Source organism: Mesorhizobium sp. B2-3-4, from assembly GCF_006442315.1.
Lineage (GTDB): Bacteria > Pseudomonadota > Alphaproteobacteria > Rhizobiales > Rhizobiaceae > Mesorhizobium.
Genome location: NZ_VFVY01000036.1, coordinates 1 through 23,844, shown reverse-complemented (window position 1 = coordinate 23,844; position 23,844 = coordinate 1). Strand labels below are relative to the sequence as shown.

At 64.6% G+C, this 23,844-nt stretch carries 25 protein-coding genes and 1 tRNA gene; 16 read left to right on the top strand and 10 right to left on the bottom strand.

All coding sequences use genetic code 11. The features are described from left to right. Positions 1–297: 297 nt before the first annotated feature. Positions 298–1,524 (bottom strand): sugar ABC transporter substrate-binding protein, encoded by a 1,227-nt coding sequence (locus tag FJ967_RS32720; RefSeq protein ID WP_140736442.1) that lies wholly within the window; start codon positions 1,522–1,524, stop codon positions 298–300. Between the two features lie 184 nt (positions 1,525–1,708). Between FJ967_RS32720 and FJ967_RS32715 the strand changes: the two genes are divergently transcribed. Genes FJ967_RS32715 through FJ967_RS32705 form a run of 3 tightly spaced genes read left to right on the top strand, consistent with a single transcriptional unit; the run spans position 1,709 to position 4,450 of the window. Continuing rightward, positions 1,709–2,479, top strand: coding sequence for an SDR family oxidoreductase (locus FJ967_RS32715; protein WP_140736441.1), 771 nt, complete (start codon positions 1,709–1,711; stop codon positions 2,477–2,479). A 2-nt stretch (positions 2,480–2,481) separates the two neighbouring features. Continuing rightward, positions 2,482–3,552 carry a sn-glycerol-3-phosphate ABC transporter ATP-binding protein UgpC gene (ugpC, locus tag FJ967_RS32710; RefSeq protein ID WP_140736440.1) on the top strand — a complete coding sequence of 357 codons (1,071 nt, stop codon included), beginning with the start codon at positions 2,482–2,484 and terminating at the stop codon, positions 3,550–3,552. Between the two features lie 16 nt (positions 3,553–3,568). Further along, the gene (locus FJ967_RS32705; protein ID WP_140736439.1) at positions 3,569–4,450 is read left to right on the top strand and encodes a MurR/RpiR family transcriptional regulator; all 882 of its coding nucleotides are present in this window, start codon (positions 3,569–3,571) and stop codon (positions 4,448–4,450) included. Between the two features lie 117 nt (positions 4,451–4,567). Here FJ967_RS32705 and FJ967_RS32700 read toward each other — a convergent pair whose 3' ends face one another. Both FJ967_RS32700 and FJ967_RS32695 read right to left on the bottom strand, forming a co-directional pair. Beyond that, complete coding sequence (locus tag FJ967_RS32700; protein WP_140736438.1) at positions 4,568–4,882, bottom strand: DUF167 family protein; 315 nt, start codon at positions 4,880–4,882, stop codon at positions 4,568–4,570. Between the two features lie 7 nt (positions 4,883–4,889). After that, positions 4,890–5,183, bottom strand: a complete 294-nt coding sequence (locus FJ967_RS32695) for a YggT family protein (protein ID WP_015315112.1) — start codon at positions 5,181–5,183, stop codon at positions 4,890–4,892. A gap of 149 nt (positions 5,184–5,332) precedes the next feature. Between FJ967_RS32695 and FJ967_RS32690 the strand changes: the two genes are divergently transcribed. The 6 genes from FJ967_RS32690 to FJ967_RS32660 all read left to right on the top strand — a co-directional run bounded on the left by FJ967_RS32690 (position 5,333) and on the right by FJ967_RS32660 (position 8,851). Continuing rightward, positions 5,333–5,408 (top strand) — tRNA-Ala (locus tag FJ967_RS32690). Between the two features lie 321 nt (positions 5,409–5,729). After that, complete coding sequence (locus tag FJ967_RS32685) at positions 5,730–6,479, top strand: helix-turn-helix transcriptional regulator (RefSeq protein ID WP_140736437.1); 750 nt, start codon at positions 5,730–5,732, stop codon at positions 6,477–6,479. 407 nt (positions 6,480–6,886) lie between these two features. Further along, entirely contained in the window at positions 6,887–7,945 is a 1,059-nt protein-coding gene (locus tag FJ967_RS32675; RefSeq protein ID WP_246675484.1) for a SagB/ThcOx family dehydrogenase, read from the top strand. A gap of 65 nt (positions 7,946–8,010) precedes the next feature. Continuing rightward, on the top strand, positions 8,011–8,262 hold the full coding sequence (locus tag FJ967_RS32670) for a hypothetical protein (RefSeq protein WP_140736435.1): 252 nt from the start codon (positions 8,011–8,013) through the stop codon (positions 8,260–8,262). Positions 8,263–8,265: 3 nt separating this feature from the next. Continuing rightward, positions 8,266–8,520: a hypothetical protein gene (locus FJ967_RS32665; RefSeq protein ID WP_140736434.1), complete on the top strand. Its 255-nt coding sequence runs from the start codon at positions 8,266–8,268 to the stop codon at positions 8,518–8,520. Between the two features lie 13 nt (positions 8,521–8,533). Continuing rightward, complete coding sequence (locus FJ967_RS32660; protein WP_140736433.1) at positions 8,534–8,851, top strand: hypothetical protein; 318 nt, start codon at positions 8,534–8,536, stop codon at positions 8,849–8,851. Between the two features lie 6 nt (positions 8,852–8,857). Here FJ967_RS32660 and FJ967_RS32655 read toward each other — a convergent pair whose 3' ends face one another. The 4 genes from FJ967_RS32655 to FJ967_RS32640 form a co-directional block, all read right to left on the bottom strand. Then, complete coding sequence (locus tag FJ967_RS32655; protein ID WP_140736432.1) at positions 8,858–9,802, bottom strand: energy transducer TonB; 945 nt, start codon at positions 9,800–9,802, stop codon at positions 8,858–8,860. Further along, positions 9,799–10,263, bottom strand: coding sequence for a TonB system transport protein ExbD (gene exbD, locus FJ967_RS32650; protein ID WP_140736431.1), 465 nt, complete (start codon positions 10,261–10,263; stop codon positions 9,799–9,801). The genes FJ967_RS32655 and exbD overlap by 4 nt, the downstream gene beginning before the upstream one ends. Positions 10,264–10,275: 12 nt before the next feature. Then, a complete protein-coding gene (exbB, locus tag FJ967_RS32645) occupies positions 10,276–11,241 on the bottom strand; it encodes a tonB-system energizer ExbB (RefSeq protein ID WP_140736430.1) in 966 nt (321 codons plus the stop codon). 61 nt (positions 11,242–11,302) lie between these two features. Then, the gene (locus FJ967_RS32640; RefSeq protein ID WP_140736429.1) at positions 11,303–12,100 is read right to left on the bottom strand and encodes an ATP-binding cassette domain-containing protein; all 798 of its coding nucleotides are present in this window, start codon (positions 12,098–12,100) and stop codon (positions 11,303–11,305) included. A gap of 174 nt (positions 12,101–12,274) precedes the next feature. Between FJ967_RS32640 and FJ967_RS32635 the strand changes: the two genes are divergently transcribed. From FJ967_RS32635 to FJ967_RS32615, 5 genes are all read left to right on the top strand, one after another. Then, entirely contained in the window at positions 12,275–14,479 is a 2,205-nt protein-coding gene (locus tag FJ967_RS32635) for a TonB-dependent siderophore receptor (RefSeq protein WP_140736428.1), read from the top strand. A 25-nt stretch (positions 14,480–14,504) separates the two neighbouring features. Continuing rightward, entirely contained in the window at positions 14,505–15,368 is an 864-nt protein-coding gene (locus FJ967_RS32630) for an ABC transporter substrate-binding protein (protein ID WP_140736427.1), read from the top strand. Positions 15,369–15,412: 44 nt separating this feature from the next. After that, complete coding sequence (fhuB, locus tag FJ967_RS32625) at positions 15,413–17,368, top strand: Fe(3+)-hydroxamate ABC transporter permease FhuB (RefSeq protein ID WP_246675482.1); 1,956 nt, start codon at positions 15,413–15,415, stop codon at positions 17,366–17,368. Between the two features lie 115 nt (positions 17,369–17,483). Next, complete coding sequence (locus FJ967_RS32620) at positions 17,484–19,208, top strand: ABC transporter ATP-binding protein (RefSeq protein WP_140736425.1); 1,725 nt, start codon at positions 17,484–17,486, stop codon at positions 19,206–19,208. Positions 19,209–19,241: 33 nt separating this feature from the next. Next, entirely contained in the window at positions 19,242–19,916 is a 675-nt protein-coding gene (locus FJ967_RS32615) for an isochorismatase family cysteine hydrolase (protein ID WP_140736424.1), read from the top strand. Positions 19,917–19,939: 23 nt separating this feature from the next. Here FJ967_RS32615 and FJ967_RS32610 read toward each other — a convergent pair whose 3' ends face one another. Further along, positions 19,940–20,422: a RidA family protein gene (locus tag FJ967_RS32610; RefSeq protein ID WP_181176224.1), complete on the bottom strand. Its 483-nt coding sequence runs from the start codon at positions 20,420–20,422 to the stop codon at positions 19,940–19,942. A 191-nt stretch (positions 20,423–20,613) separates the two neighbouring features. On the opposite strand from FJ967_RS32610, the gene FJ967_RS32605 reads away from it, so the two are divergent. Next, positions 20,614–21,312: a TetR/AcrR family transcriptional regulator C-terminal domain-containing protein gene (locus tag FJ967_RS32605; protein WP_140736423.1), complete on the top strand. Its 699-nt coding sequence runs from the start codon at positions 20,614–20,616 to the stop codon at positions 21,310–21,312. 22 nt (positions 21,313–21,334) lie between these two features. On the opposite strand, the gene FJ967_RS32600 is transcribed toward FJ967_RS32605, so the two are convergent. Both FJ967_RS32600 and FJ967_RS32595 read right to left on the bottom strand, forming a co-directional pair. Continuing rightward, positions 21,335–22,276, bottom strand: a complete 942-nt coding sequence (locus tag FJ967_RS32600; protein WP_140736422.1) for an LLM class flavin-dependent oxidoreductase — start codon at positions 22,274–22,276, stop codon at positions 21,335–21,337. A gap of 137 nt (positions 22,277–22,413) precedes the next feature. Next, complete coding sequence (locus FJ967_RS32595) at positions 22,414–22,569, bottom strand: hypothetical protein (protein WP_140736421.1); 156 nt, start codon at positions 22,567–22,569, stop codon at positions 22,414–22,416. Between the two features lie 288 nt (positions 22,570–22,857). Between FJ967_RS32595 and FJ967_RS32590 the strand changes: the two genes are divergently transcribed. Next, positions 22,858–23,625 (top strand): SDR family oxidoreductase, encoded by a 768-nt coding sequence (locus tag FJ967_RS32590; protein WP_140736420.1) that lies wholly within the window; start codon positions 22,858–22,860, stop codon positions 23,623–23,625. The last annotated feature ends 219 nt before the right edge of the window (positions 23,626–23,844 follow it).

Genomic DNA, 23,844 nt, shown 5'->3' with positions numbered 1-23,844 from the left:
AATTCCATACGCATGGCGGCGCTGCCCCTCACCTGCCTGCCGGCATCCTCTCCCCGTATAGAGAGGGGAGCGGGACGCTGTCATCGCCGGTTTCGCCAATCACCAGCGTCTCAAAGATGGCACCGAGGCTGCCGCCAGCGCATTTCTCCCCGTCACTATACGGGGAGAAATGCCCGGCAGGGCAATGAGGGGCGGCGCCGACATCGACAATTTGATTGCCCGATAGCTACTTCGCTTAGGAATGTGGCGCGCCCCGCCTGAGTCTGGGGCGCGCCACGGGGCGCAGGGAGATACGCCCTATTTCTTCAACACCGCGTTGGCCTTGGCCGCCGCGTCCTTCAAGCCGGCCTCGGGGTCGCCGCCGAGATAGATCTTCTGCATGGCGTCGGACGTGATCTGGGCAACCTCTTCCCAACCTGGGATGACCGGCGCGAAGCGGGCGTCGGGCAGCAACGCGGTGAAGGCGGCGAGATCGGCATTGTTGACGTAGTAGTCCATCTTGGCCTCTTCCTTGTTCACCGGCAGGAAACCTTCGCCTTGCGTGAACTTGGCGCGCTGTTCCGTGGTGAACAGGAAGTCCATCAGCTTCCAGGCTTCTTCCTTGTTCTTGGAGTTCTTGAACATGATCATCGAATCGGTGACGCCGTAGGTGCCGCGCGCACCGGTCGGACCGGCCGGAATGGCGGCCACCCCGTATTTGAGGCTCGGCGCCTCATCCTTGATCTGGTTGGACAGGAAGGGCGCCGTGATCATCATGCCGACCTTGCCCTGCTTGAACAGGTTCTGCACGTCCTCGCGATTGTTGGAGGTGACGCCCGGCTCCGTCAGCCCCTCGTCGATCATCGACTTGTAGAGCTTGGCCGCTTCGAGCGCGCCCGGCGTGCCGAGGCCCGACGTGCCGTCCTTGTTGAGGATCTCGGTGCCTTGCGACCACATGGCGTAGTAATAATAGACGTCGGTCTCGATCTCCTTGCCCTGCAGGCCGAAACCGAACGCGCCCTGCGCCTTGATCTTGCGCGCGTCGTCCTGAAGCTCGGTCCAGGTTGCCGGCGGCTTGGCGATACCGGCCTTCTCGAACAGCTCCTTGTTGTAATACATGGCGCGCGCCGAGGCGGCGATCGGCAGTCCGTAGGTCTTGCCGTTCATGATCGAGGGCGACAGGAAGGTGTCGATGAAGCGGCCTTTGAATTCCGGCGTGATATAGCCGTCGAGCGGCTCGGCGACATCCTGCTGGACGAAATCGATCAGCCAGCGCGTGCCGATGATGGAGAGGTCGGCATTGGTGCCGGCGGTGATGTCGGTGGTCAGCTTCTGCAGGAGCACATCCCACGGCACCACCTCGAACTTCACCGTGATGCCGGGGTTCTTGGCCTCGAACTCCTTCTTGACCTCTTCGAAGTACGGCCCGGTCTTGGCGCTGTATTCGGCGACGGTGACCCGCACTTCACCCGCATTCGCCTGCGCGGCGAAGGCCAGCATGCCCATTCCGGCCATCAGGCCGGCAGTCCATTTCGCAAGGTTCATCTGATCTCTCCCATTTGGTGCACGCTTTTCGCGCTCCTTGTGCCGGTGCTGGCACAAGATTTATTTGTGACTTTCCTACATTATCCATGAATTTGCCGCATGCAAGCGGATTATCATGTTGCTTAATTACATTTCATTCTTTAGCCTGCCGGCATCTGCCTGACTTGCGTGAGGAGCGAGCGCCGTGGTGTCGAGAGCCGAATTCGAAGGCAGGACCGTCCTTGTCACCGGCGCCGGTGGCGGCCTCGGCTCGGCGATCGTCGCCCTGCTGGCCGGCAGGGGCGCGCGCGTGGTCGGCTGCGACCAGTCCGAGGCGGCGCTGGCGAGCCCGCACCTTGCCTCACGCCATGTCTTCGACCTTCTCGACCGGACTTCGGTCGAAGCCGCGATTGCCGCCGTGCTCGAAACGGACGGCGTTCCCGACATCCTGATCAACAATGCCGGCTGGACCCGGGCCGAGACGCTCGAGGCGTTGACGGCGGACAGGATCGAGCATGAACTCGACCTCAACCTGACCGGCGTGATGATGTTCGCCGACCCCATTGCCAAGGCCATGGCCGCGCGCGGCTCGGGCAGCGTCGTCTTCGTTTCTTCCGTCAACGCCATCGCGCATTTCGGCAACCCCGCGTATGCCGCCGCCAAGGCCGGCATCAACGCCTATGCCAAATCGATCGCCGTTGAGCTCGGCCGCAGCGGCGTGCGCGCCAATGTCGTCTGCCCCGGATCGATCCGCACCGCCGCCTGGGACCACCGCCTGGCCAAGAACCCCGACGTCATCGGCAAGCTGCAGCGGCTCTATCCGCTTGGCCGCATCGTCAATGCCGCGGAGGTGGCGGAAGCGATCGCCTTCCTTGCTTCCGACCGGGCCTCGGGCGTAACAGGCGTGGTGATGCCCGTGGATGCGGGACTGACCGCCGGCTGCCTGCCGTTCATCGACGACATATTGGGAGCGTGACCATGACCGACGTCCAGTTTCGCAACCTGTCCAAATCCTTCGGCCAGCACAAGATCCTCGAGGAGGTCAGCCTCGACATCGGGAGTGGCGAGTTCGTGGTGCTGGTCGGCCCGTCCGGCTGCGGCAAGTCGACCTTGCTGCGCATGCTGGCGGGATTGGAGACGATCAGTTCAGGCGATCTCCTGATCGGCGGCGTGCGCGCCAACGACCTGCCGCCACAGCAGCGCAACATCGCCATGGTGTTCCAGTCCTATGCGCTGTTTCCGCATCTGAAGGCTTCCGGCAATATCGGCTTCGGCCCCAAGATCCGGGGCGAAAGCCGCGCTGATATCGACGAGAAGGTCAAGAAGGCTTCCGGCGTCCTCAACCTGTTCTCCTATCTCGACCGTTACCCTCGCCAGCTCTCGGGTGGCCAGCGCCAGCGCGTCGCCATGGGTCGCGCCATCGTGCGCGAACCCTCGGTGTTCCTGTTCGACGAGCCGCTCAGCAATCTCGACGCGCAATTGCGCGTGCAGATGCGTACCGAGATCAAGGCGCTGCACCAGCGCCTGAAGTCGACCATCGTCTACGTCACCCACGACCAGATCGAGGCCATGACCATGGCCGACCGCATCGTGGTGATGGACCGCGGCAGGATTCAGCAGGTCGGCGCGCCGCTCGAGCTCTATGACCGGCCGGCCAACAAGTTCGTCGCCGGCTTCCTCGGCTCGCCGTCGATGAGCTTTGTTTCTGGCGCTCTCAGGACAACCCCCGAGAGGACATGGTTCGAATCGGCCGGCGGCGGGCGGCTGGCGCTGGCCGGCAAGCCGCTGCCGGCTGGCAGTGCCGTGGAGGCCGGCATCCGGCCAGAGCATTTCATCGTCGGCGAAGCCGCTGATGCCATGGCGCTCAAGGTCGACGTCGTCGAGCCGACCGGCTCCGAAACCCATGTCTACGGCGCCATCGGCGCCGACACGATACGCGCCGTGTTCCGCGACCGGGTGCCGGTCCGGCCGGGCGATATGCTGCCGGTCTCCGTCGATCCCGGCAACATCCACCTGTTCGACAAGGCGACAGGCCTGCCGCTGAGATGACCACGGAAACTCAAATATGAAGACGCCGGCCGACATCATCACGCGGCTGCAACTGATGTCGCAGGATGGCACCAAGTCGGATCGCCGGCTGGCCGGTCTCGTCCTGTCCGACCTCGACTTCGCCTCCAAGGCGGCGATTTCGGAAATCGCCGCGCGCGTCGGCGTCAGCGAGCCGACAGTCACCCGCTTCTGCCGCAACCTCGGCTGCGAGGGCCTGCGCGACTTCAAATTCTACCTGGCGCAGGCGATCGCCATTGGCGGCCAGTATCTGTCGCCGGAGCCATTGAGCCGCGACGCGCGCGAGCAGCGCATTGCCTCGGCCATCACCGAAGCGGCCGTCACAGCCATCCAGCGCGCCAGCGAGAACCTCGACATGACGACGCTTGTCGACGTCGCCGCGCGTCTCGCGGCGTCAGGCAATGTGCTGTGCATCGGTTCGGGTGGTATTTCCTCGATGATGGCGACCGAGATGCAGAACCGCCTGTTCCGGCTCGGCCTGCCGGTTCTGGCGCAGATCGATGGCCAGTTGCAGCGCATGTACGCCGCCGTCGCCACGCCGGACACAACCGTGGTCGCCTTCTCGGTCTCCGGCTATGCGCGCTCGGTCATCGAGGCGGTGCAGGTCGCCCAGCAATATGGCGCCGCCACGGTGGCCGTCACCGCCCCGGACTCCGCGCTTGCCAAGGCCGCCGACACCGTCATCCATTTACAGCCGCTGGAAGACGGCAACATCTACAAGCCGACCTCGTCGCGCTATGCGCTGCTGGCGATCGTCGACATGATCGTGACGACGGTTGCCGAGACGCGCGGTCCCAAGGTGCTGGAGAACCTGCGCCGCATCAAGCAGAGCGTGAACACGCTGAAGGTCGATGATCCGCGTTTGCCGCTGGGGGATTGATTGCAGCGTCTTTCTCCCGTCACGATACGGGGAGAAATGCCCGGCAGGACAATGAGGGGCGACGCCGAGCTGCGACAATCGACCGAAGTGCTCTCAACGGGTTGTCCGCCAAGTGCTTCAGTTGCCGCGGAGCGCTTCGACGCTCCTTGCCAGCGTCCCCGGTTCGCCAACGACGCGCAGCGTCTTCAGCCGCGCCGTGCCGCCGGCAACCACCGACACGCTTGACGCCGGCATCCCGAGCGCCCTGGCGACTAGCTTCTCCAGCGCTTGATTGGCGGCGCCATTCTCGGGCAAGGCGCGAACCCGCGCCTTGAGGTGACTGCGTCCGTCCGCGGCCGTCTCGACACCGTCGATCCGGTCCATCGCCGCTTTCGGCGTCAGCCGCACGAACAGTTCGATGCCGTTCTCGCGAATACGGAACGGACCGCTCATGCGAGCGTCAGGCCAGCAGCAGCGGCGCTACGGTGGTGAGGATGAACTGCCGGAGGAAGAACAGGATCAGCAGCAGGATGATCGGCGAGATGTCGATGCCGCCAAGGTCGGGCATGAAGCGGCGGATAGGCCGCAACGCCGGCTCGGTCAGCCGGTAGAGCATGTTGCCGATGCTGCCCACGAACTGGTTGCGCGAGTTGACGACATTGAAGGCATAGAGCCAGGAAAAGATCGCGGAGGCGATGATGACCCACCAATAGAGGTCGAGCGCCATGACGATGGTTTGAATGAGGGCGAGCATGCCGGTCTCCAATTGTTGCCGACATGTAGCCATTGCGCGCCAAACCGGCAAGGGTGGGGTTCCACCGCACGAACGGCGGTCGGGTTTTTCGGCAAAACGCCGCCTTGACAGGAAACCGCGCCGCCCGATAAATGCGCCATCCGCTGGACGGGGCTGTAGCTCAGCTGGGAGAGCGCGTCGTTCGCAATGACGAGGTCAGGAGTTCGATCCTCCTCAGCTCCACCAGCGGAATAATCGTTCTCCACCTCTACCGTGCCGGCAAGGCTATGCCGCGTTCGTTGTCGCGCGATGCGGGTGTAGCGCCAATCCCCTCAAAAATAGTCGAAGGCGATTTCGCGGTTCCCGAGGCGGAAATGCTTGTCAATTGGACTTATGGCGATACTGGCTGTCGGATCGGCGCTATTTTTTTTGGAAGCCGCCCCATTAGACTGGCGTTCTCAAATCAGTTTTTTCTGTGTGTTGTGACAAGGCGTTTCGGCGGGGGCGACCGAAAGCGCTATACGGATTTCGAGTAGAAATGAAGAATCCGCCTGCGAAAGCAATCAAGTGTCCATTCGCGAGAACCTCGCTGCAAATCTCAGGCGGCTCTGCAAGGACCATGCTTCCGTCAGCGCGGTATGCCGTGAGTTGGGCATCAACCGCACGCAGTTCGAGCGCTACCTGCAAGGACAGACCGTCCCCAACAAGGCCACCGCCAAGCTGATCTGCGATTATTTTCGCATCGACGAAGCCGAACTGTACCAAGACCCCGGTAGCCCCGAGCCCGCCGCTCCCGGTCTGCCGCCGATTTCCGAAAGCCTGTTCACCCAGATGATCCGCCCGCCCGCCCCGTCGATCGCGGGCGGGACTTATTTCACCTATTTTTCGATCCCCGGCCGATCCGACCTGATGGTGCGGGCCATCACCTTCATACGGCGGGAAGCCGAACTGGTCACATTCCGCAGGGTCACCGGGTGGTCGGAGCGCCGCGGCTCGACATGGGCGCGGGCCCGCGGCAATCACTATGGCGTGGCGATCTCGCGCCTCAACTGGATCTATTTCAGCGGCGTCAACCGCCGCCAGACCGGCGAGCCGTCGCTGATCTCGGTGCAATGGGCGCCGATCTCCGAACCCGTGCTCACGGGCAAGGCCATGCTTCTGACCGAAGCCGGGCCGGCCTTCGTATCGGTCATCATGCGGCAGGACATGTCCAACATCCGGCCCAGGCAAGCGATCCGCATGGCGCATGTCGTCAGCCTCGACGATCCCGGCATCGATCAGATCGTCGTCAGCCTCGCCCGCGACGGTCTGGCCTAGCCTGATTACGCTAAATAAGAACAAGAGTATCCCGAAAGAGCGTATGCTAGCGATTGCCTACTCCATATCTGAGTAAAATCGATTTTTTAGACTTTACCGACAAGAAAGATATTTTAGATCACGTTCGCTTTACTACAATTTTAACAAACCATTAACTCTTTCGACCTTACCTTTCTTCTCGCGGATCCCATTGAGGGGGTCTTTCAACAGATCCCATCAGGGGTCGGGAAAGGGATGAAAATGGCCAAGAAAGTGAACAATGCCCCGAAGCTGACGGTTGCCGCTGGCACGCAGACCGTCTTCTTCTCGCAGGGCATGCACTACAACAAGCGCTGAAGTCGTTTGGCGCCGGCGGGCATTGGCCTGTCGGCGCTCCGCATTCACAAACGGCATTCAGCATCATGAAAATGCGCTCTTCAAAAACGCTCGTCTTCTACCCCGGGACCAACAAGGTCACGGCCTGCAACTTCCTGACCAGAAGCGTCTTCGAATGCAGCCCCGAAGTGGTCGGTCTGCTTGCTTCCTGGGACGAATGGGCCTCGGCGGCCGAGATCGCGCACGCCCATGGCTGGTCGAAGGCCGACCTGAATGCCGTCATCCCGCAATTGCTCGATTTCTCCGCCCTCGTTGCCGCCGGCTCGCCGCTTGCCGAACAGGAAACACAGTTCTCCGGGCAATGGGGTTGGGGTCTGCCGACCGCGCTGATGCATTTCTGCGTCCAGGACAGCGAGTTCATGACCATCGAACAGGCGGAGGCACGGCAGATCGAGCGTGCCGGTCACGTCGCGCAGCCAGACCTCCTGCTCAAGAATTCAAAGGGCGCCATCCGCCTGCCGGACGCACTGGCCGATAACGAACTTCTGACCTTGATGGCCCGCCGCCGCACCAACCGCACCGCGGCGGCGCCCACCATCACCTCGCGGCAGCTTTCCGATTGCCTCTTCGCCGGCATGGGCATCACCGGCGAGACCAGCAACTGCGTCGGCGCGCTGCCGCTCGGCATGACCCCTTCGGGTGGTGCGCGAAATCCCTACGAGGCCTATGTGGTTGCGCCCGGCGTCGACGGCTTGGAACCCGGCGTCTATCACTATTCCGCCGCCGATCATGACCTCGGCAGGATCTCGGCCAATCATTTGCCGAAGATATCGGAACTCGTCGGCGGACAGGAATGGGCCGACGCCATGCCGTGCCTGGTTCTGCTGTGCGCCAGGCTCGACCGCACCATGTGGAAATATAACGATGCCAACGCCTATCGCGTCGTGCTGATCGAAGCCGGCCATATCGGCCAGAACATGATGTTGGCGGCAACCAGGCACGGCCTGTCGGCCTGTCCCACGGCGGCGCTGAGCCATTCGGCGATCAAGCGCCTTCTGGGTCTCGACCGCCTGACCGACGCACCGATTTATGCATTGACCCTCTCGACCCCCGAACCTGGCCCGCACGAGGCGGGCCGCTCGATCAATTAGCCGTCTCAACATGCAGTGTAGCCAGTACGCGTTGCCTGAGTTCCATCCGATGACAGGAGCAGCACATGGCAAATCAGTCCCTACGTCAGTCAGAGATCGATAGCCTTCAATACATCGCGTCGATGACCAATGAACTGGTGCAGATGGCGGAAGCGAGCCGCTTTCCGATGATCTCTTATCTGCTCGGCATGGCCTACGCCGAGGCCTTCGACGTCCTGCGCGGCGCCCGGCCGGCACGACACGGGCAACTCAGCGGCAATCCGATGCATCCCAAGACGCATGCAAAGGACAACCACGCCCAGCCGAGAAGAGCGTAGCGAATGCAGCCCTCAGCCCTGTGCGCGCTGGCTGGCTTGCGGCCGAACCGGTGGGAGATGCTCTGTGCGCTGCAGAACCTGCTGCCGTTGCTCAGAAAGGCCGCCGCCGACCTCGACCATGACGACATGGTCTACTGGTTCGAGCAGGCCGATGCCGAGGTGGCCAACATCATCAGGGGCCGGCCGTCCGATACGAACGCGATCCCGGGCCTGATCGCCCACAGCCCGAGACACCGACATTCATGCGCACACATTTGAGGGGGACCAGCATATGAACATGATTGCGACCATCAGGCCCGCCGACGCCAGCGAGAGCATCTTTGCCCGGCTGGATGCCCTGATCGCCGGCAGGCCGGCCTCGCCGCATGCCGCGCGCGTCGAGGCCTGGCAATTGATTTCCATGGCCATGGCCGACACCTGGCACGCCGACAGCCTGTGCGGCGCGGCTGACGCCTTTCACGCCCATTTCGATTTCATGATGCGGACTATCGAGATCAATGGCGCCGACGACCCCAACCTTGCAATCCTGCGCACGAAATGCCGCTTCTACCTGGAGCAGGTCGAAGCGCTGTGCCAGCCGATGGGCTGAGCCGGGCTAGTTTCGCAAACTGAACACGAACGGGGCCGTGCGGCTGACGCGCGAGCCGAGTTCCGGCGGCGGCGCCGGCACGGTGGCGCCCTGCAGCACTGCCAGCGCGGCGCGGTCGAGTTCCGCATCGCCCGAAGAGCGCACGACCCGGGCCGACAGCACCCGGCCCGATGAGTCCATGGTGAAAGTGACGTTCACATTGCCCTGGGCGCGCCGGGATTTCGCGCCGCTCGGGTAGCGTTTGTGGCGATTGATCCACGCCGTCAGCCGCGATTCCCATTTGGCCGGGCTGACGCCCGAAAACCCTGCCGACGATCTCGGCGCCGCCGCCTTGGTGGCGGGCTTGGCCTCGGCGCTGGCGGTACTTACCGTCTTCGGCGGCTCGGCCTTCTCCTTCTTCGGCTTTGGCTTGGGCTTGTCGACAGGTTTCCTGGCCTTGGGTTCGGCCGGTTTCTTTTCCTTGCGCGTTTCGACAGGTTTTGGCTGCGGCAGCGGAACGACAACCTCCGGCGCGACGGTCTCGACGATATCGGGGATGACCTCCTCCAGAGGCGGCTGTTCGACCGGTTCCGCCTTCGCGGTCTCCATGGGCTCCTCGGGCTGCACTTCCTCCGGCTCGGCGACAGGCTCCGTCTGCTCGACCAATCTGTCGGGCTCGGCCTCAGCGGCCCTCTCGGTCTCCTCGACCGGCTCGGTCTGGTCGGGAATGGCCGCATCGAGCATCGCAGCCTGCTCGGGCACCGCCGGCGTCACCATCATCGGCGTCATTTCGATCACCGGGGCCGGCGGCGGCCCGCCATCCGACAGGTCGACGGGATTGAAATTCTGCACGGCATAGGCGACCGCGACATGTGCCCCGAGTATCAGCACGGCCGCACACGCCCACAAGCCGAGATCGCGCCAGCCGAAGCGCGACAGCATCACCGTGGGCGAGGCGGCCGATCGTGTCATGGGATGGCCGTTGCGCCTGGTACCGCAGCGGCATCGCCGGCCGGAGCGGCCTCCAGGCCGACCAGCGCGACCTTGAGATAACCGGCGCCGCGCAGCAGGTTCATCGCCTCCATCAGGTCGCCATAGGCGACCGCCTTGTCGGCGCGCAGGAAGATGCGCGTCTGCTTGTCGCCCTTGGTACGGTTGTCCAGCGTGGCGGCGAAGGCCGGGCGCGGCACGGTGTCATTGCCGATCGCCAGCGTGAGATCGTCCCTCAATGTCAGGAACAGCGGGGTCTCGGGGCGCGGCGCCGGCGTCGCGGTCGAGCCGGGCAGGTCGACATTGACATCCACCGTCGCCAGCGGCGCGGCGACCATGAAGATGATCAAGAGCACCAGGATGACATCGATGAACGGCGTGACGTTGATCTCGTGGCTTTCCTCGAGATCGTCGTCCATGGTCTGACGGATACGGCTGCCCATGGTCTTGCTCCGCTATCGCGCCGCCAGCCCTGTCGCCGGCGCGACAGTGCGGAAATCGAGGTCGCGGCTGACCAGCCGTTCGACGCCCGCCGAAGCGTCGGCCAGGATTTGCCGGTAGCCGGCTATCGAGCGTGCAAAGACGTTGTAGATGACGACGGCGGGGATCGCCGCCACCAGGCCCATGGCGGTGGCAAGCAGGGCCTCGGCGATGCCCGGCGCCACCACCGCCAGATTGGTGGTCTGCGCCTGCGAAATGCCGATGAAGGCGTTCATGATGCCCCAGACGGTGCCGAACAGGCCGACGAAGGGCGCGGTGGAACCGATCGTCGCCAGCAGGCCGGTGCCGCGCGACATGCGCCGCGACGCGGCGGCCTCGATGCGCGACAGGCGCGAGGTCACCCGTTCCTTCAGCCCGTCGCCGCCAGCATGGTCGAGCGCACCGGCCGAAAGCGCGGTCTCCTCCTCGGCTGCCCGCACCAGAAGCGCGCCGGGGCCGCCGCTACGGTCGAGCGCCAGGCTCGCCTGCTTCAGCGTCGCGGCGTCGCCGATCGCGCGGACGGCGCGCCCGATGCGCAGCTTGCCGCCGAAAATCTCCAGCGATTTGGCCAGCCATATCGTCCAGGTGACGAGGGAGGCGAAGGCGAGCCCAACCATCACGGCCTTCACGATGATGTCGGCGGCCATGAACATGCCCCATGGCGACAAATCGTGCGGCAGGTTGAGCTCCATCGCCCCGGAAGGTGCCGCCCCGGCAGGCGCCATCGCGCCCGGCTCGGCGGCCGGCTGCGCGGGCGACGGTGACGCCGGCGCGGCAGCCGCCGGCGCGGCGGGTGCCTGTGGAGCGGCTTGTGCGGCTTCGGCCGGCGCGGCGGGAGCCTCGATCGCCGGAGCCGCAGCGGGTTGCTGCTGCGCCATCGCGCCGGTCGTCGCCAGGATCACCGATGCGACCAACGCCGCCAACACACCATGTCTCGACACGAGCTTCTTCCTTGTTCTCACAGCGGCCGGCCGCTTCCGGTTCCGGCCGCGTACGAAGTCTTCACTGCACGTAGCCGACCGGCTGGCCGGTGACGGGATGCGCGAACACACCCATCTCCACGCCGAAAATGCCCTTGAGCACATCGCTCTGCATGATCTCGCCCGGTGTGCCGCGCGTCAGCAGCTTGCCGTCCTTGAGCGCGATCAGCTCATCGCAGTAGCGCGCCGCCATGTTGGGATCGTGCAGCACCACGACGACGCAGAGGTCGCGCTTGCGGCTGAGCTCCTTGACCAGGCCCAGCACCTCGACCTGATGGGCGATGTCGAGCGCCGAGATCGGTTCGTCGAGCAGCATGACGCCGGCATTCTGCGCCACCAGCATGGCGAGCCAGGCGCGCTGGCGCTCGCCGCCCGACAATTCATCGACCAGCCGGTCCGCGAAACCCTCCATGTCGGTCAGCACAAGCGCCTCCTCTACATGGCGCCTGTCCTCGGCGCCGAAGCGGCCGAGCGCGCCGTGCCAGGGGTAGCGTCCGAGCGTCGCCAGTTCGCGCACGGTGAGGCCCGTTGCCGCCGGCGTCGTCTGCGGCAGATAGGCGAGCGCACGGGCGAGCTCACGGGCGCCCCATTGCGGCAGCGGCCGCGTGGCGAAGGTGATGGCGCCGGAGCTTGCCGGCTGCTGGCGCGCCAGCAGCTTGATCAGCGTCGACTTGCCCGAGCCGTTGTGGCCGATCAGCCCGTAGACGCGGGCGCGTTGCAATTCCAGCGACACCGGGCCGAGCAATGTCCGATCGCCGACGGCAAAACGCACCGCGTCGATCTGGAAGGCGGTCTGGGTATCCGTTGCAGCCACGGTCATGGCTTCTCTCCAAGGCAGCTCCAGCAATCCAGAGTCTTTCTGGCGCCAGCGAGCCGATGCCCGGTTGACTATGAAACATGACCTTACTAGTCAACATTGAAGATGATTTTTTGGCTCAACAAATGTTCAAGGCGCTTCGCCGCGTCGGATTTTCGAGCGATAGGGGATGTCGAGATGGCAGTTGGCGGTGGCCGGAAGTTCGTTTTGGCCGGGACGACCCGTGCGCTGCTGATCGCGGCCGGGTCTATGCCCGCCATCGTTGGCGGTGGTCATGCCCTGGCGCAGGATGCCACCACCCTCGATCCGATCAACGTTCAGGAACGCGTCGAGAGCGCCTTCGGCCCGGTCAAGGGCTATGTCGCCACCAAGGGCTCGACCGGCACCAAGACCGACACGCCGCTGGTCGAGACCCCGCAGTCCATATCGGTGATCACCAGGGACCAGATGGATGCGCAGGCCGTCGACAGCCTGAACAGCGCGCTGCGCTACACGCCCGGCGCCAACGGCAATCTCTACGGCACCGACAATCGCGGTCTTGGTCTGCAGTTGCGCGGAATTTCGAACGCCAACGGCGTCTTCTACAAGGACGGGCTGCAGCTCAAGGAGAGCAATTTCACGCTGTTCACCGCGCTCGATTCCTATGGCGCCGAACGCTACGAGGTGCTGCGCGGGCCGGCATCGGTGCTCTACGGCCAGGCAAGCCCCGGCGGCCTGATCAACTATGTCAGCAAGCGGCCGACCGAAGAGACGCTGAGCGAGGTTGAAGTCGGCGCCGGCAGCTTCAACCAATACGAGGCCAGGTTCGATTTCAGCGGCGCCGTCAACGCCGACAAATCGCTGCTATTTCGTCTGACGGGCGCTGCCCATATGGGCGACACGCAGACCGATTTCGTCAAGGACGACCGCATCTTCATCGCCCCCGCGCTCACCTGGCAGCCGGACGCCGACACCAGCCTGACCATCCTTGCCAACTACCAGCGCGACCGCTCGGGCTGGGCGATGCAGTATCTGCCTGCCTATGGCACGGTCATACCGGGCAAGGACGGCAAATATCTGCCTAACAGCATGTTCGTCGGCGAACCAGGCTTCGACTCCTACAACAACGACCAGGCCTCGATCGGTTACGAATTCGATCATCGCTTCAACGAAATCTGGCAGGTCCGCCAGCATGCCCGTTACGTCTACCTCACCCACACCGAGGAAGGCGTCTTCGGCGGCGGGCTGACGGACTCCGACGGCCTGCAGCCCTCGGACGGCGACTATTCCCGTTATGCCGATGCCGGCGGCACCAGGCTGAGCGGCGTCACCATCGACAACCAGGCGCAGGCTGATTTCGACACCGGCCCCCTCGCCCACACGCTGCTCGTCGGCCTGGACTACAAGCGCTACACCTACCGCGACTACGCATCGGAAGGAACGGTCGAGGACGGGTTCAACGTCTTCGATCCGATCTATGGCTACAAGATCGGCGACATGACGCCCTACACCGATACCGACACCACCCAGCAGCAGGTCGGCCTCTATGCGCAGGACCAGCTCAAGCTCGGCAACTGGCGGCTGACGCTGGGTGGCCGCCAGGACTGGTCGGATGCGAAGGTCTATGACAAGTTGAACGGCGAGTTCCTCGCGCCGCAGAAGGACAACGCCTTCACAAGCCGCGCCGGTCTCGTCTATCTCGCCGACAACGGTCTTGCCCCTTACGTCAGCTATTCCCAATCGTTCCAGCCGGTGGCCGGCGCCGACAGCGAGGGCAAGCTCTTCGTGCCGGAAACCGGCAGGCAGTATGAGATCGGCGTGAAATACCAGCCGGCCGGCTGGAACTCTTTCGTCACCGCGTCAGCCTTCGACCTCACTCGGCGCAATGTCGTGCGCTATGGCGGCACCGGCAGGCCCGAGGATATTTTCCAGACCGGCGAAATCCGGTCGCGAGGCATCGAACTCGAGGCCGTTGCAAGCCTCGATGCCGGCGTCGACCTGAGGGCCGCCTACACCTATCTCGACACCAGAATCACCAGCCCGACCAGCATCAACGACGATGGCACCAGCAACGAAGGCAACACACCGTTCGGCGTACCGACGCACTCGGCATCTCTCTGGGGCAACTACACTTTCATGAGCGGCAAACTGGAAGGCCTCGGGCTGGGCGCCGGCGTGCGCTATGTCGGTTCGACCTTTGGCGACGATGCCAATTCGTTCAAGGTTCCGTCCGTCGTGCTTGCCGACGCGGCTGTACACTACAGCTGGCAGAACGCGACGCTCAGCCTCAACGTCAGCAATCTGTTCGACAAGCGTTATGTCGCCTCATGCTTCTCCTCGGGCTTCGGCTGTTTCTATGGCGAGGGCCGCAGGATCAACGGCTCGGTGAAATACACATGGTAGCCACGGCATCGCGGATCCGGCCAAGATGGCGCTGCTGACACGACGCCAGTGCCTGGCGGGTCTGGCTGCGGCCGGTCTTGCCGCACGGGCAGGCACGGCGCGGGCCGCGCCGGCCCGCATCGTCTGCCTGGAATGGACATCGGCCGAAATGGTCGTTTCGCTCGGCGCGACGCCCATCGCCGTCGGCGACATCAGGGGCTATCACGATTGGGTGGAAGGACCGGCGCTGCCGCAAACCACCATCGACCTGGGATCGCGCGGCGAACCCAATCTCGAACTGCTCGGGGAATTGCGCCCCGACCTGATTGTCGGCGCCTATGGCTACGGCCTCGACGAGAGCAGCTTCACCGGGCTGGCGCCGACCTTCAACGTGCCCTTCTACAGCGGCAAGGCCGCGCCCTACGCCCAGGCGCAAGAGGTGACGCTGCAGCTCGGTGATTTGCTCGGCCGAGGAGGAGAGGCCCATGACCTCGTCGAGCGCATCGAAGCCTCGATCGCCCAGGCACGCGCAACCATCGAGCAGAAGCCACGGAAACCGCTCTGCGTCGTCAGCATGTTCGACGACCGCCATGTCCGCGTCTATGGCGCCGGCAGTCTGCTGCAGGACGTTCTCGACCGGCTCGGCCTCGTCAACGCCTGGACCGGCGCCACCAGCGGATGGGGCTTTTCGACCGTCGGCATCGAGGAACTCGTCGCCGTCGGCGACGCGCAATTGATCTCCCTCGATCCGATTCCGCAACACGTCAGGATCCGCATCGCCCGCAGCTCGCTCTGGGCCAACCTGCCTTGCGTGCGCAACGGCGAAGTGCGGAGCATCCCGCCAGTCTGGCCATTCGGCGGCCTCGCCGCCGCCGGCCGCTTCGCCACCTTCGTGGCCGGGATGTCATGATCGCCTCCGCTTTGCCGCTGACTAGGCCGGGAAGCGGCCTCTGGATGCTTGTCCTGCTGGTTGCCGTACCTGCCGGCCTGGCGCTTGTTCTGACAACTATCGACCTCATGCATCTGCTGCCGCGAGCCCTGTGGTGGCCGGCGATCAAGGCTCCCGACACGTCCGATCCGGCACAGTTGCTCTACCGCTACGCTTTCCTGCCGCGTGTCGCCGTCAGCCTGTTGGCCGGCGCGGCACTCGGCCTTGCCGGCGTCATCATGCAGCATGTGCTGCGCAACCCGCTGGCCGAGCCGACCACCATCGGCACCAATGCCGGGGCAAGCCTCGCTTTGGCGGCCGCCACGCTCTACGCACCCTGGCTGCTGGAAAGCGGCCGCGAAGCCATCGCCCTTGCCGGCGGCGCGCTCGCCACGGCAGCCGTCTTCGCGCTGGCACGCGGGCGCAGCTTCTCGCCGGTGTCGATCATCATTGCCGGCCTCATCGTCAGCCTCACTTTCGGTTCGGCCAGTGCGTTGCTGATGGCGCTCAACCGCGAATATACGGAAGAGCTGTTCATCTGGCAGAGCGGCTCGCTGGTGCAGAATGGCGATGCCGCGGCCGTCAGCCTGGCGCCGTGGCTGCTTGCCGGCATCTGCGCCGCCTTCCTGCTGTGGCGCCCGCTGCGCCTGCTCGATCTCAGCGACGACGGTGCAACCGCGCTTGGCGCCCGCCCGGTCCTCATCCGCCTTGCCGGCATGGGCGTCGCCGTCGCGCTCAGCGCCATGGTCGTCGCCGAGACCGGCGTCATCGGCTTCGTGGCGCTTGCCGCCCCGGCGCTCGCAAGCCTGGCCGGCGCCCGCACGCTCGGGCGACGCATGATCTGGTCGCCGCTCGTGGGCGCCGCTCTGCTCTGGCTGACCGACCGACTGGTGCAGCATCTGCCGTTCGCCACCGAAGTACCGGCAGGCACCGCGACCGCCATGCTCGGCGCACCGCTGCTTTTGTTCCTGCTGCCCCTGTTGCGGGTCGGTCCCGAGGGGCAGGCGGATGTCATCTCATCCGCGCGCCCCTCGGCAACCGGACGGCGCTTGATCGCCGGCCTTGTCCTGCTGATTCTTGCCGGTGTCGTCGCCATCGGCTTCGGCCGCGGCGTCGCCGGCTGGCACTGGATCTGGTCGGCGGACTTGACGCAATTGCTTGCCCTGCGCGGCCCCCGTGTCACCGTTGCCCTATCGGCGGGTGTGCTGCTTGCCATTGCCGGCACGCTGATGCAGCGCATGACCGGCAATCCGATGGCGGCGCCCGAAGTGCTCGGCATTTCCGGCGGCGCATCCTTCGGCGTGCTGGCGTTGCTGTTCATCAGCGCCGGCTTCGATCGCACGGCAATGCTTGGCGCCTCGCTCGTCGGCGCCCTGCTGGCGCTGGCGATCGTTGTCGTGGTTGCCAGCCGCAATGCCCTGTCGCCGCAGCGGCTGCTGCTGGCCGGCGTCGCCGTGGCGACCGTCGCGTCGGCCCTTGCCGCGCTGCTTCTGGCCAGTGGCGATCCGCGCATGGACTTCCTGCTCGCCTGGCTGTCGGGATCGACCTACCGCGCGACATCGGCCGACGCCGTCACCGCCGCGACGGTCGCCGCCATCGTCCTGGCGCTGGCGCCACTGACAGCGCGCTGGCTCGACATATTGCCGCTTGGCGAGACCGCCGCGCGCGGCCTTGGCTTGCGGCTCGGGCAGGTCCGGGCCGTGCTGCTGGCGCTGACCGCGCTCGCCACCGCGACCGCGACCCTGGTCATCGGCCCGCTGAGCTTCGTCGGGCTGATGGCGCCGCACCTCGCCCGCATGCTGGGCCTGCGCCGCGCCGTGCCGCAGCTTCTGGGATCGGCGATAGCCGGCGGGCTGATCCTGGTCGCCGCCGACTGGGCCGGCCGCACGCTGATCTTCCCTTGGCAGGTGCCGGCCGGGCTCATCGCCGCCTTTGTCGGCGGCCCCTATTTTATGATGCTGATGTGGAAGGGCAGACAATGAAGGCCGCGCTGGCATATTGCCCCGCATGCGCCGGCACTTGTAAGCAGCGCCAACAAACGACGGGTCGTGGACTGCCACCACACCCGACCACCAGCATAGCCAGCGGTTCACTGCGATGATCAGACGCTTCCTCGCCTATTACGCGCCCTGGAAGGGGCTGTTCGTCCTCGATTTCTCATGCGCGGTGCTCGCCGGCCTGCTCGAACTCGGCTTTCCGATGGCGGTACGCGCCTTTGTCGACCAGCTTCTGCCGCAACAGGACTGGACGCTGATCATCATCGCCTCCGCCGGCCTGCTGCTGATCTATCTTCTCAACACCGCGCTGATGGCAGTCGTCACCTATTGGGGCCATATGCTGGGCATCAACATCGAGACCGAGATGCGGCGCAAGAGCTTCGACCATCTGCAGAAACTGTCGTTCCGCTTCTACGACAACAACAAGACCGGCCACCTCGTCGGCCGCGTCACCAAGGACCTCGAGGAGATCGGCGAAATCGCCCATCATGGCCCCGAGGACCTGTTCATCGCCGTCATGACCTTCGCCGGCGCCTTCGTGCTGATGTTCACAGTCAACATGCATCTGGCGCTGCTGACCGCGGTGATCGTGCCTTTGATCGCCTGGGTGACCATGCGCTATGGCGACCGCATGGAGCGCAACTGGCAGGCGCTCTACGGCCGAGTCGGCGATTTCAACGTCCGCATCGAGGAGAATGTCGGCGGCATGCGCGTCGTCCAGGCCTTCGCCAACGAGGAGCACGAGCGCGCGCTGTTCGCCCATGACAACCAGCGCTACCGCCAGACCAAGCTCGACGCCTACCGCATCATGTCGGCCTCGAACTCGCTGAACTATATGGGCATAAGGCTGATCCAGCTCGTGGTGATGATCGCCGGCAGCTACCTGGTCATTACTGGAGGATTGAGCAATGGCGGCTTCGTCGGCTTCCTGCTTCTGGTCGGCGTCTTCGTGCGGCCGATCGAGAAGATCAATTCGGTGATCGAGACCTATCCAAAAGGCATTGCCGGCTTCCGCCGCTATACCGAACTGCTCGACACCGAACCCGACATCGCCGACCGGCCAGGTGCTGTGGCTGTCAACAGCCTCAAGGGCGATATCGAATACCGGGGCGTCAGCTTCGGCTATGGCGACGGCAAGCCGGTGCTCAGGGATGTCGATCTGACGATCCATGCCGGCGAGACCGTCGCCTTCGTCGGCCCGTCCGGCGCCGGCAAGACCACCATCTGCTCGCTGCTGCCGCGCTTCTACGAGGTCGGCGCTGGCTCCATTGCGATCGATGGCATTGACATCAGGGACATGACGCTGGCCTCGCTGCGCGGCCAGATCGGCATCGTCCAGCAGGACGTTTTCCTGTTCGGCGGCTCGGTGCGCGAAAACATCGCCTATGGCCGGCTCGGCGCTTCCGACGAAGCCATCGCCGACGCCGCCAGACGGGCTCAGCTCGATGGCATGATTGCGGGCCTGCCGGCCGGCTATGACACCATCATCGGCGAGCGCGGCGTCAAACTTTCGGGCGGCCAGAAGCAGCGGCTGGCGATCGCCCGCATGTTCCTCAAGAATCCGCCGATCCTGATCCTCGACGAGGCGACGTCGGCGCTCGACACGCAGACCGAGCGCGAGATCCAGAAGGCGTTGGCCGAACTCGCGCAAGGCCGCACCACGCTGGTCATTGCCCACCGGCTGGCGACGATCCGCGGCGCCGACCGCATCGTGGTTGTCTCCGAATCCGGTATTGTCGAACAGGGCTCGCACCAGGAGCTGATCCATGCCGACGGCGTCTACCGGCGGCTGCACGATGCCCAGCACCTGGTGTCGGCGCATTGATGCTATGCTGAGGCCGGCAGTCTGGAGCTTACGATGATCAAGGCAACACCCTTCGACTACCCCTATGACGGCCGGCTGGTGGCCGCCAATACCGCGCTGGTCGTCATCGACCTGCAGCAGGACTTCCTGTCGACGACAGGTTATTTCGCCAGGAAGGGCTACGATCCCTCACCGCTGCGGGCGATCCTGCCGGCCGTCAACCGGCTGATCTCGGCGGCGCGCAAAGCCGGCGTCACGGTCATCCACACAAGGCAAGGCTACCGCGCCGACATGGCCGACATGACGCCTTACGAGAAATGGCGCCGCAAGCGCTCGGGCCTCGACGGGACGGACGTTCTGCTGCGCTCGGGCGCGGGATTCCAGATCGTTCCGGAGATCGACGTCGCGCCCGATGACATCATCATCGACAAGACCGCCAACAGCGCCTTCACCCATACGGATTTCGAGCTCGTGCTGCGCGCGCAAGGCATCACGCATCTGATGTTTTCCGGCTGCACCACCGATGTCTGCGTCCACACCACGCTGCGCGAGGCCTGCGACCGCAACTTTCAGTGCCTGACGATCCCGGACGCCTGCGCCAGCGGCGACAGACAAGCGCATGAGGCGGCCCTGCACATGGTGACGGTCGAGGACGGCGTCTTCGGCGTGCTGGCCGATTCGGACGCCGTCATCGATGGCCTGATCCGCCTCGCCGGCGACGCCGGCTGAGCGTACTGGCTTCGCCGGTGCCGCTACTCCAGAACGACCACGGCCTCGACCTCGAACAGCATCGGATCGATTGCGAGCTTGGGAACGGGGACAAGCGTCTGCGCCGGCAGTGCCTCGCCGAACATGGCCTTCACGCTTTCGGTCAGCACGCCAAGCTTGCCCATATCGTGATCGACCACGAAGACCGTCAGCTTGGCGACCTGATCCGGCCTGGCACCGAGCCCGTCCAGCGCGCGGCGCAGATTTGCGTAGGCCTGCTTGACCTGCACGGCGAAGTCCGGCGACAGCCCTCCGGTATCGTCCTGGCCACCCTGTCCCGAAATGTAAGCGAGCCTTGCTCCGGGAGGCGTGATCACGGCCGTGCTGTAGCCGTTCGGCGAAGGATCGTGGAGGGTTTTCGGATTGACGATCGTGAGCTTGAAATCACCGGCGTTCGCCGGCGCCGCGATGGAAATGGTCATGATGATTAGCCCTCCGGTGAGCAGTTGGTTGATTGCGCGCGACATGATCCCTCCTCAGCTTGCGAGCCTTGACCGGCTTTCGCTGCCTCTTGATCGAACCTGGCATCGTCATTCCCTTTGGGTCACTCGTACGCCATACGATCCACTCTCATGGTACAATGTACGAGTCAATCGGCCGAATCGACATTCCTGACATTGCCAGCCAAGATCGGCGGTCTGAACCGCGAGGAAAAGTGATGGCAGCCAAACGCAGCGGCGCCCTGGGCAAGCGATCCGGACGGCGGAAGATGGCCTCACCGTCCGCCCCCGAGCAACACGGTGAACCGTCTCTTTCCCTGGAGCGCATCGTTGCGACCGCGGTTGACTTGCTGGACGCCCATGGGGTCGACGGATTGACCATGCGTCGGCTCGCCGATTGCCTCGGTTCAGGCGTGATGAGCCTCTATTGGCATGTGGACAACAAGGAAGAGGTGTTTGATCTCGCGCTCGATTCGGCCCTCGAATATCGCGGACCGCCGCGGACTGCCGAAACCCCGGACTGGCGCCCGGAGGTCGCGCTTATGCTCGAAGACTGGCGAGCCGGCATGCTGCGCCATCCCTGGTCGGCAGCGCTGCTGTCGAGCCGGGCGCTCGGCCCCAACATTCTCGGCCGCCTGGAATTGCTGGGCGCGACCTTGTCCAGGGCCGGTGTGGCGGATGCGGACCTGAACGTCGCGATCTGGTCGCTGTGGAACTATGTGATGGGCGCCACCATCACCCGGACGAGTTTCGACGTCGCCGGCAACGACAGGTCCGCCACACGGCAGCGCCCCGCGCATCCGGGCGGAGCCTATCCGACGATCCAGCGCTCTCGTCTGCTGCTCGACGACGACTGGATCGGCACCTTCAGGAAAGGCCTCGATTTGCTGCTTGCGGGCATCGCTCCGAGGTCGTGAACCCGACTGTTCCAGCGCTCACCTATCCGGCGGCAAGCATTCCGGCGACGGCGCGCAAGGCATAGGCTCCGGGCTCGGGTGCATCGGCCTCCCGGCGCGCCAGCGAATTGCGCAGCAGCGCCAATGTCTCCCGGCCGGCTGTCGCGATCTCGCGCGGCGTGTCGACGCCGACGATCATGAACTCGTCGATGCCAAGAGCCGCATAGGCAAGCAGCGATAGCGCGACCTGAGCCGGCGGTCCCGAAAGGTCGACCGCCCTGTGGCTGGCGGCGGAAGCGCCTTTGTGGATCCTGACCGGAAGCGCGAAGCGCAGTTTGCCGGCGCGGCCATGTTCGGCGGCGGCGCCACGCGCCCGCTCCATCAGATGCCGGACCTCGTCGATCGAGCCCGGCGCCAGTTCGAAGACATCGGCATGCCGGCCGGCCACTTTCAGCGCCGTCCCCGATTGTCCGCCCATGCGGATCACGAGGTCGGCCCCGTGCGGTCCCTTGCGCTCGATATAACCGCCCTTGATGCTGTAGAAAGCGCCTTCATGGTCGAAGGGGCGCTCGTTCGACCACAGCCGCTTCAACAGCACCAGATATTCGTCGATGCGCTGCCAGACGACGCCGTGTCCGACCGGCCGTGTCTCGGCATCGTCGTCGTTCAACGGCTCGCTGATCATCCGCAGCGCCAGCCGTCCGCCGCTCTCCCTGTCGATGGACGCCAGTTGGCGGGCCGCCACGGTCGGCTCGATCACGCCGGCCCAATGGGTGAGCACCACTTCCAGCGACCCGGTCCGGTTGAGCACCTGGGCGGCAATATCCATGTTGGTCAGCAGTCCGGCCGAATCGTCGACGACGATCTTCTGGAACCCGCTGTCCTCGATCAGCCCGAGCTTTGTCGCTGTCTCTGCGAAGTCGTAGAAAAACGGGGCAGCGGCTTCGGCGGTCTTGCCCGGGACATGCGTGAATTCGATCGGCATTGTCATCTCCTCCATCGCTGGAATCATTGATGCTGCGAAAATCGGATCCTCACGCGCGCACAAGCGCGCCGGGATCCGGTTCATTCAACTCCGATTGCCTGAAAGCGGTGGGGCAACGGCCCCGTCGAGCCGATGCCTTAGGGAATTAGGCCCAGCACGACTGCCCCGGTGAACACGAACGCAAGGGCAAAGACGATATAGGCGAAAGCGCCGGCATAGGCCGGACGAAAGCTCTGGGCATTGGCCACCCTCTGGCCGCTGCCGTCAGTCTGAGCGTTCTGGATGTAGGACATATCGACCTCCGTCTCGCGGGTTAATCTATAAAACTTGTAGACTTTGTCGATTGCTATTTTCCGGCCATTGGCAGAAAAATTTTTCTCGATATGGCGAAGAATTGGGCGCCTATTGCTGAGATTGCCCATCGAGGGGTTCAACTGGCGGGGCCGCCAGCACCGCCTCGACCGTTCGAATGGCCCTATGGCCTTGTTCCCGCTGCATCACTTCATGCATTGGCCGGCGAGTGCGGGCGCGATAGCATCGCGGGGAAACAAGCGCGAAATCGTCGAACAAGGGGAACAACAATGGGATCAAGACTGGCCGGCAAGGTCGCCATCATCTCGGGTGGCGCGACGGGAATGGGCGGCGCGGCGTCGGAGCTGTTCGCCGCCGAGGGCGCCAAGGTAGCGATCATCGACCGCAATGGCGAAGCAGCCGCCGCTACCGCCGCCGCGATCCGGGCGCGCGGCCATGTCGCCGAGCATTTTGTCGCTGACGTCTCCGACGAGGCGCAGGTCGAAGCGGCGGTGAAAGCGGCGACCGGAAAGCTCGGCCCGGTCACCGTGCTGTTCAATCATGCCGGTACCATCGTGATCAAGCCGTTCCTGGAGACGACCCTGCAGGAATGGGACTGGCTGCATGCCGTCAATGTCCGCTCGATGTTCCTGATGACGCGCGCCGTGCTTCCCGGCATGATCGCGGCCGGAGGCGGCTCGATCGTCTGCACCTCGTCGATCTCGGCCGTGGCCGCGACGCCCAACGAAGTGCTCTACGACACCACCAAGGGCGCCTGCCACATGTTCGCGCGCGCCATCGCGGTGGAATTCCGCGATCGCAACATCCGCTGCAATGCCGTCTGCCCCGGTTTCATCAGGACTCCGCACGGCCTGCGCGAGGTCGCCGACCTCGGCAAGCTCGGCGTCGATGTTTCCGACGCCGCATTGGCGGCGCAGCAGGGCCGCATCGGCGAGCCGGAGGAGGTAGCGAAGGCGGCGCTGTACCTTGCCAGCGACGAGTCGAGCTTCGTCAACGGCGCGCATCTGTTCGTGGATAATGGCTTTACCGCGATGTGAGGCTTTTCTGCAGAGGCCGGCGCCGCCCCTCATCTGCCTGCCGGCATCTTCTCCCCGTTTACGGGGAGAAGGGAGCTGGCCGCAACGCCGGCGCTCCACTTGCACCGCCGAACTTTGGCGAAAACATCAAGGGCAGCGACCATTTCTCCCCGTCACTATACGGGGAGAAATGCCCGGCAGGGCGATGAGCGACTATCTGTTGTGTCAAGTTGCATTTGC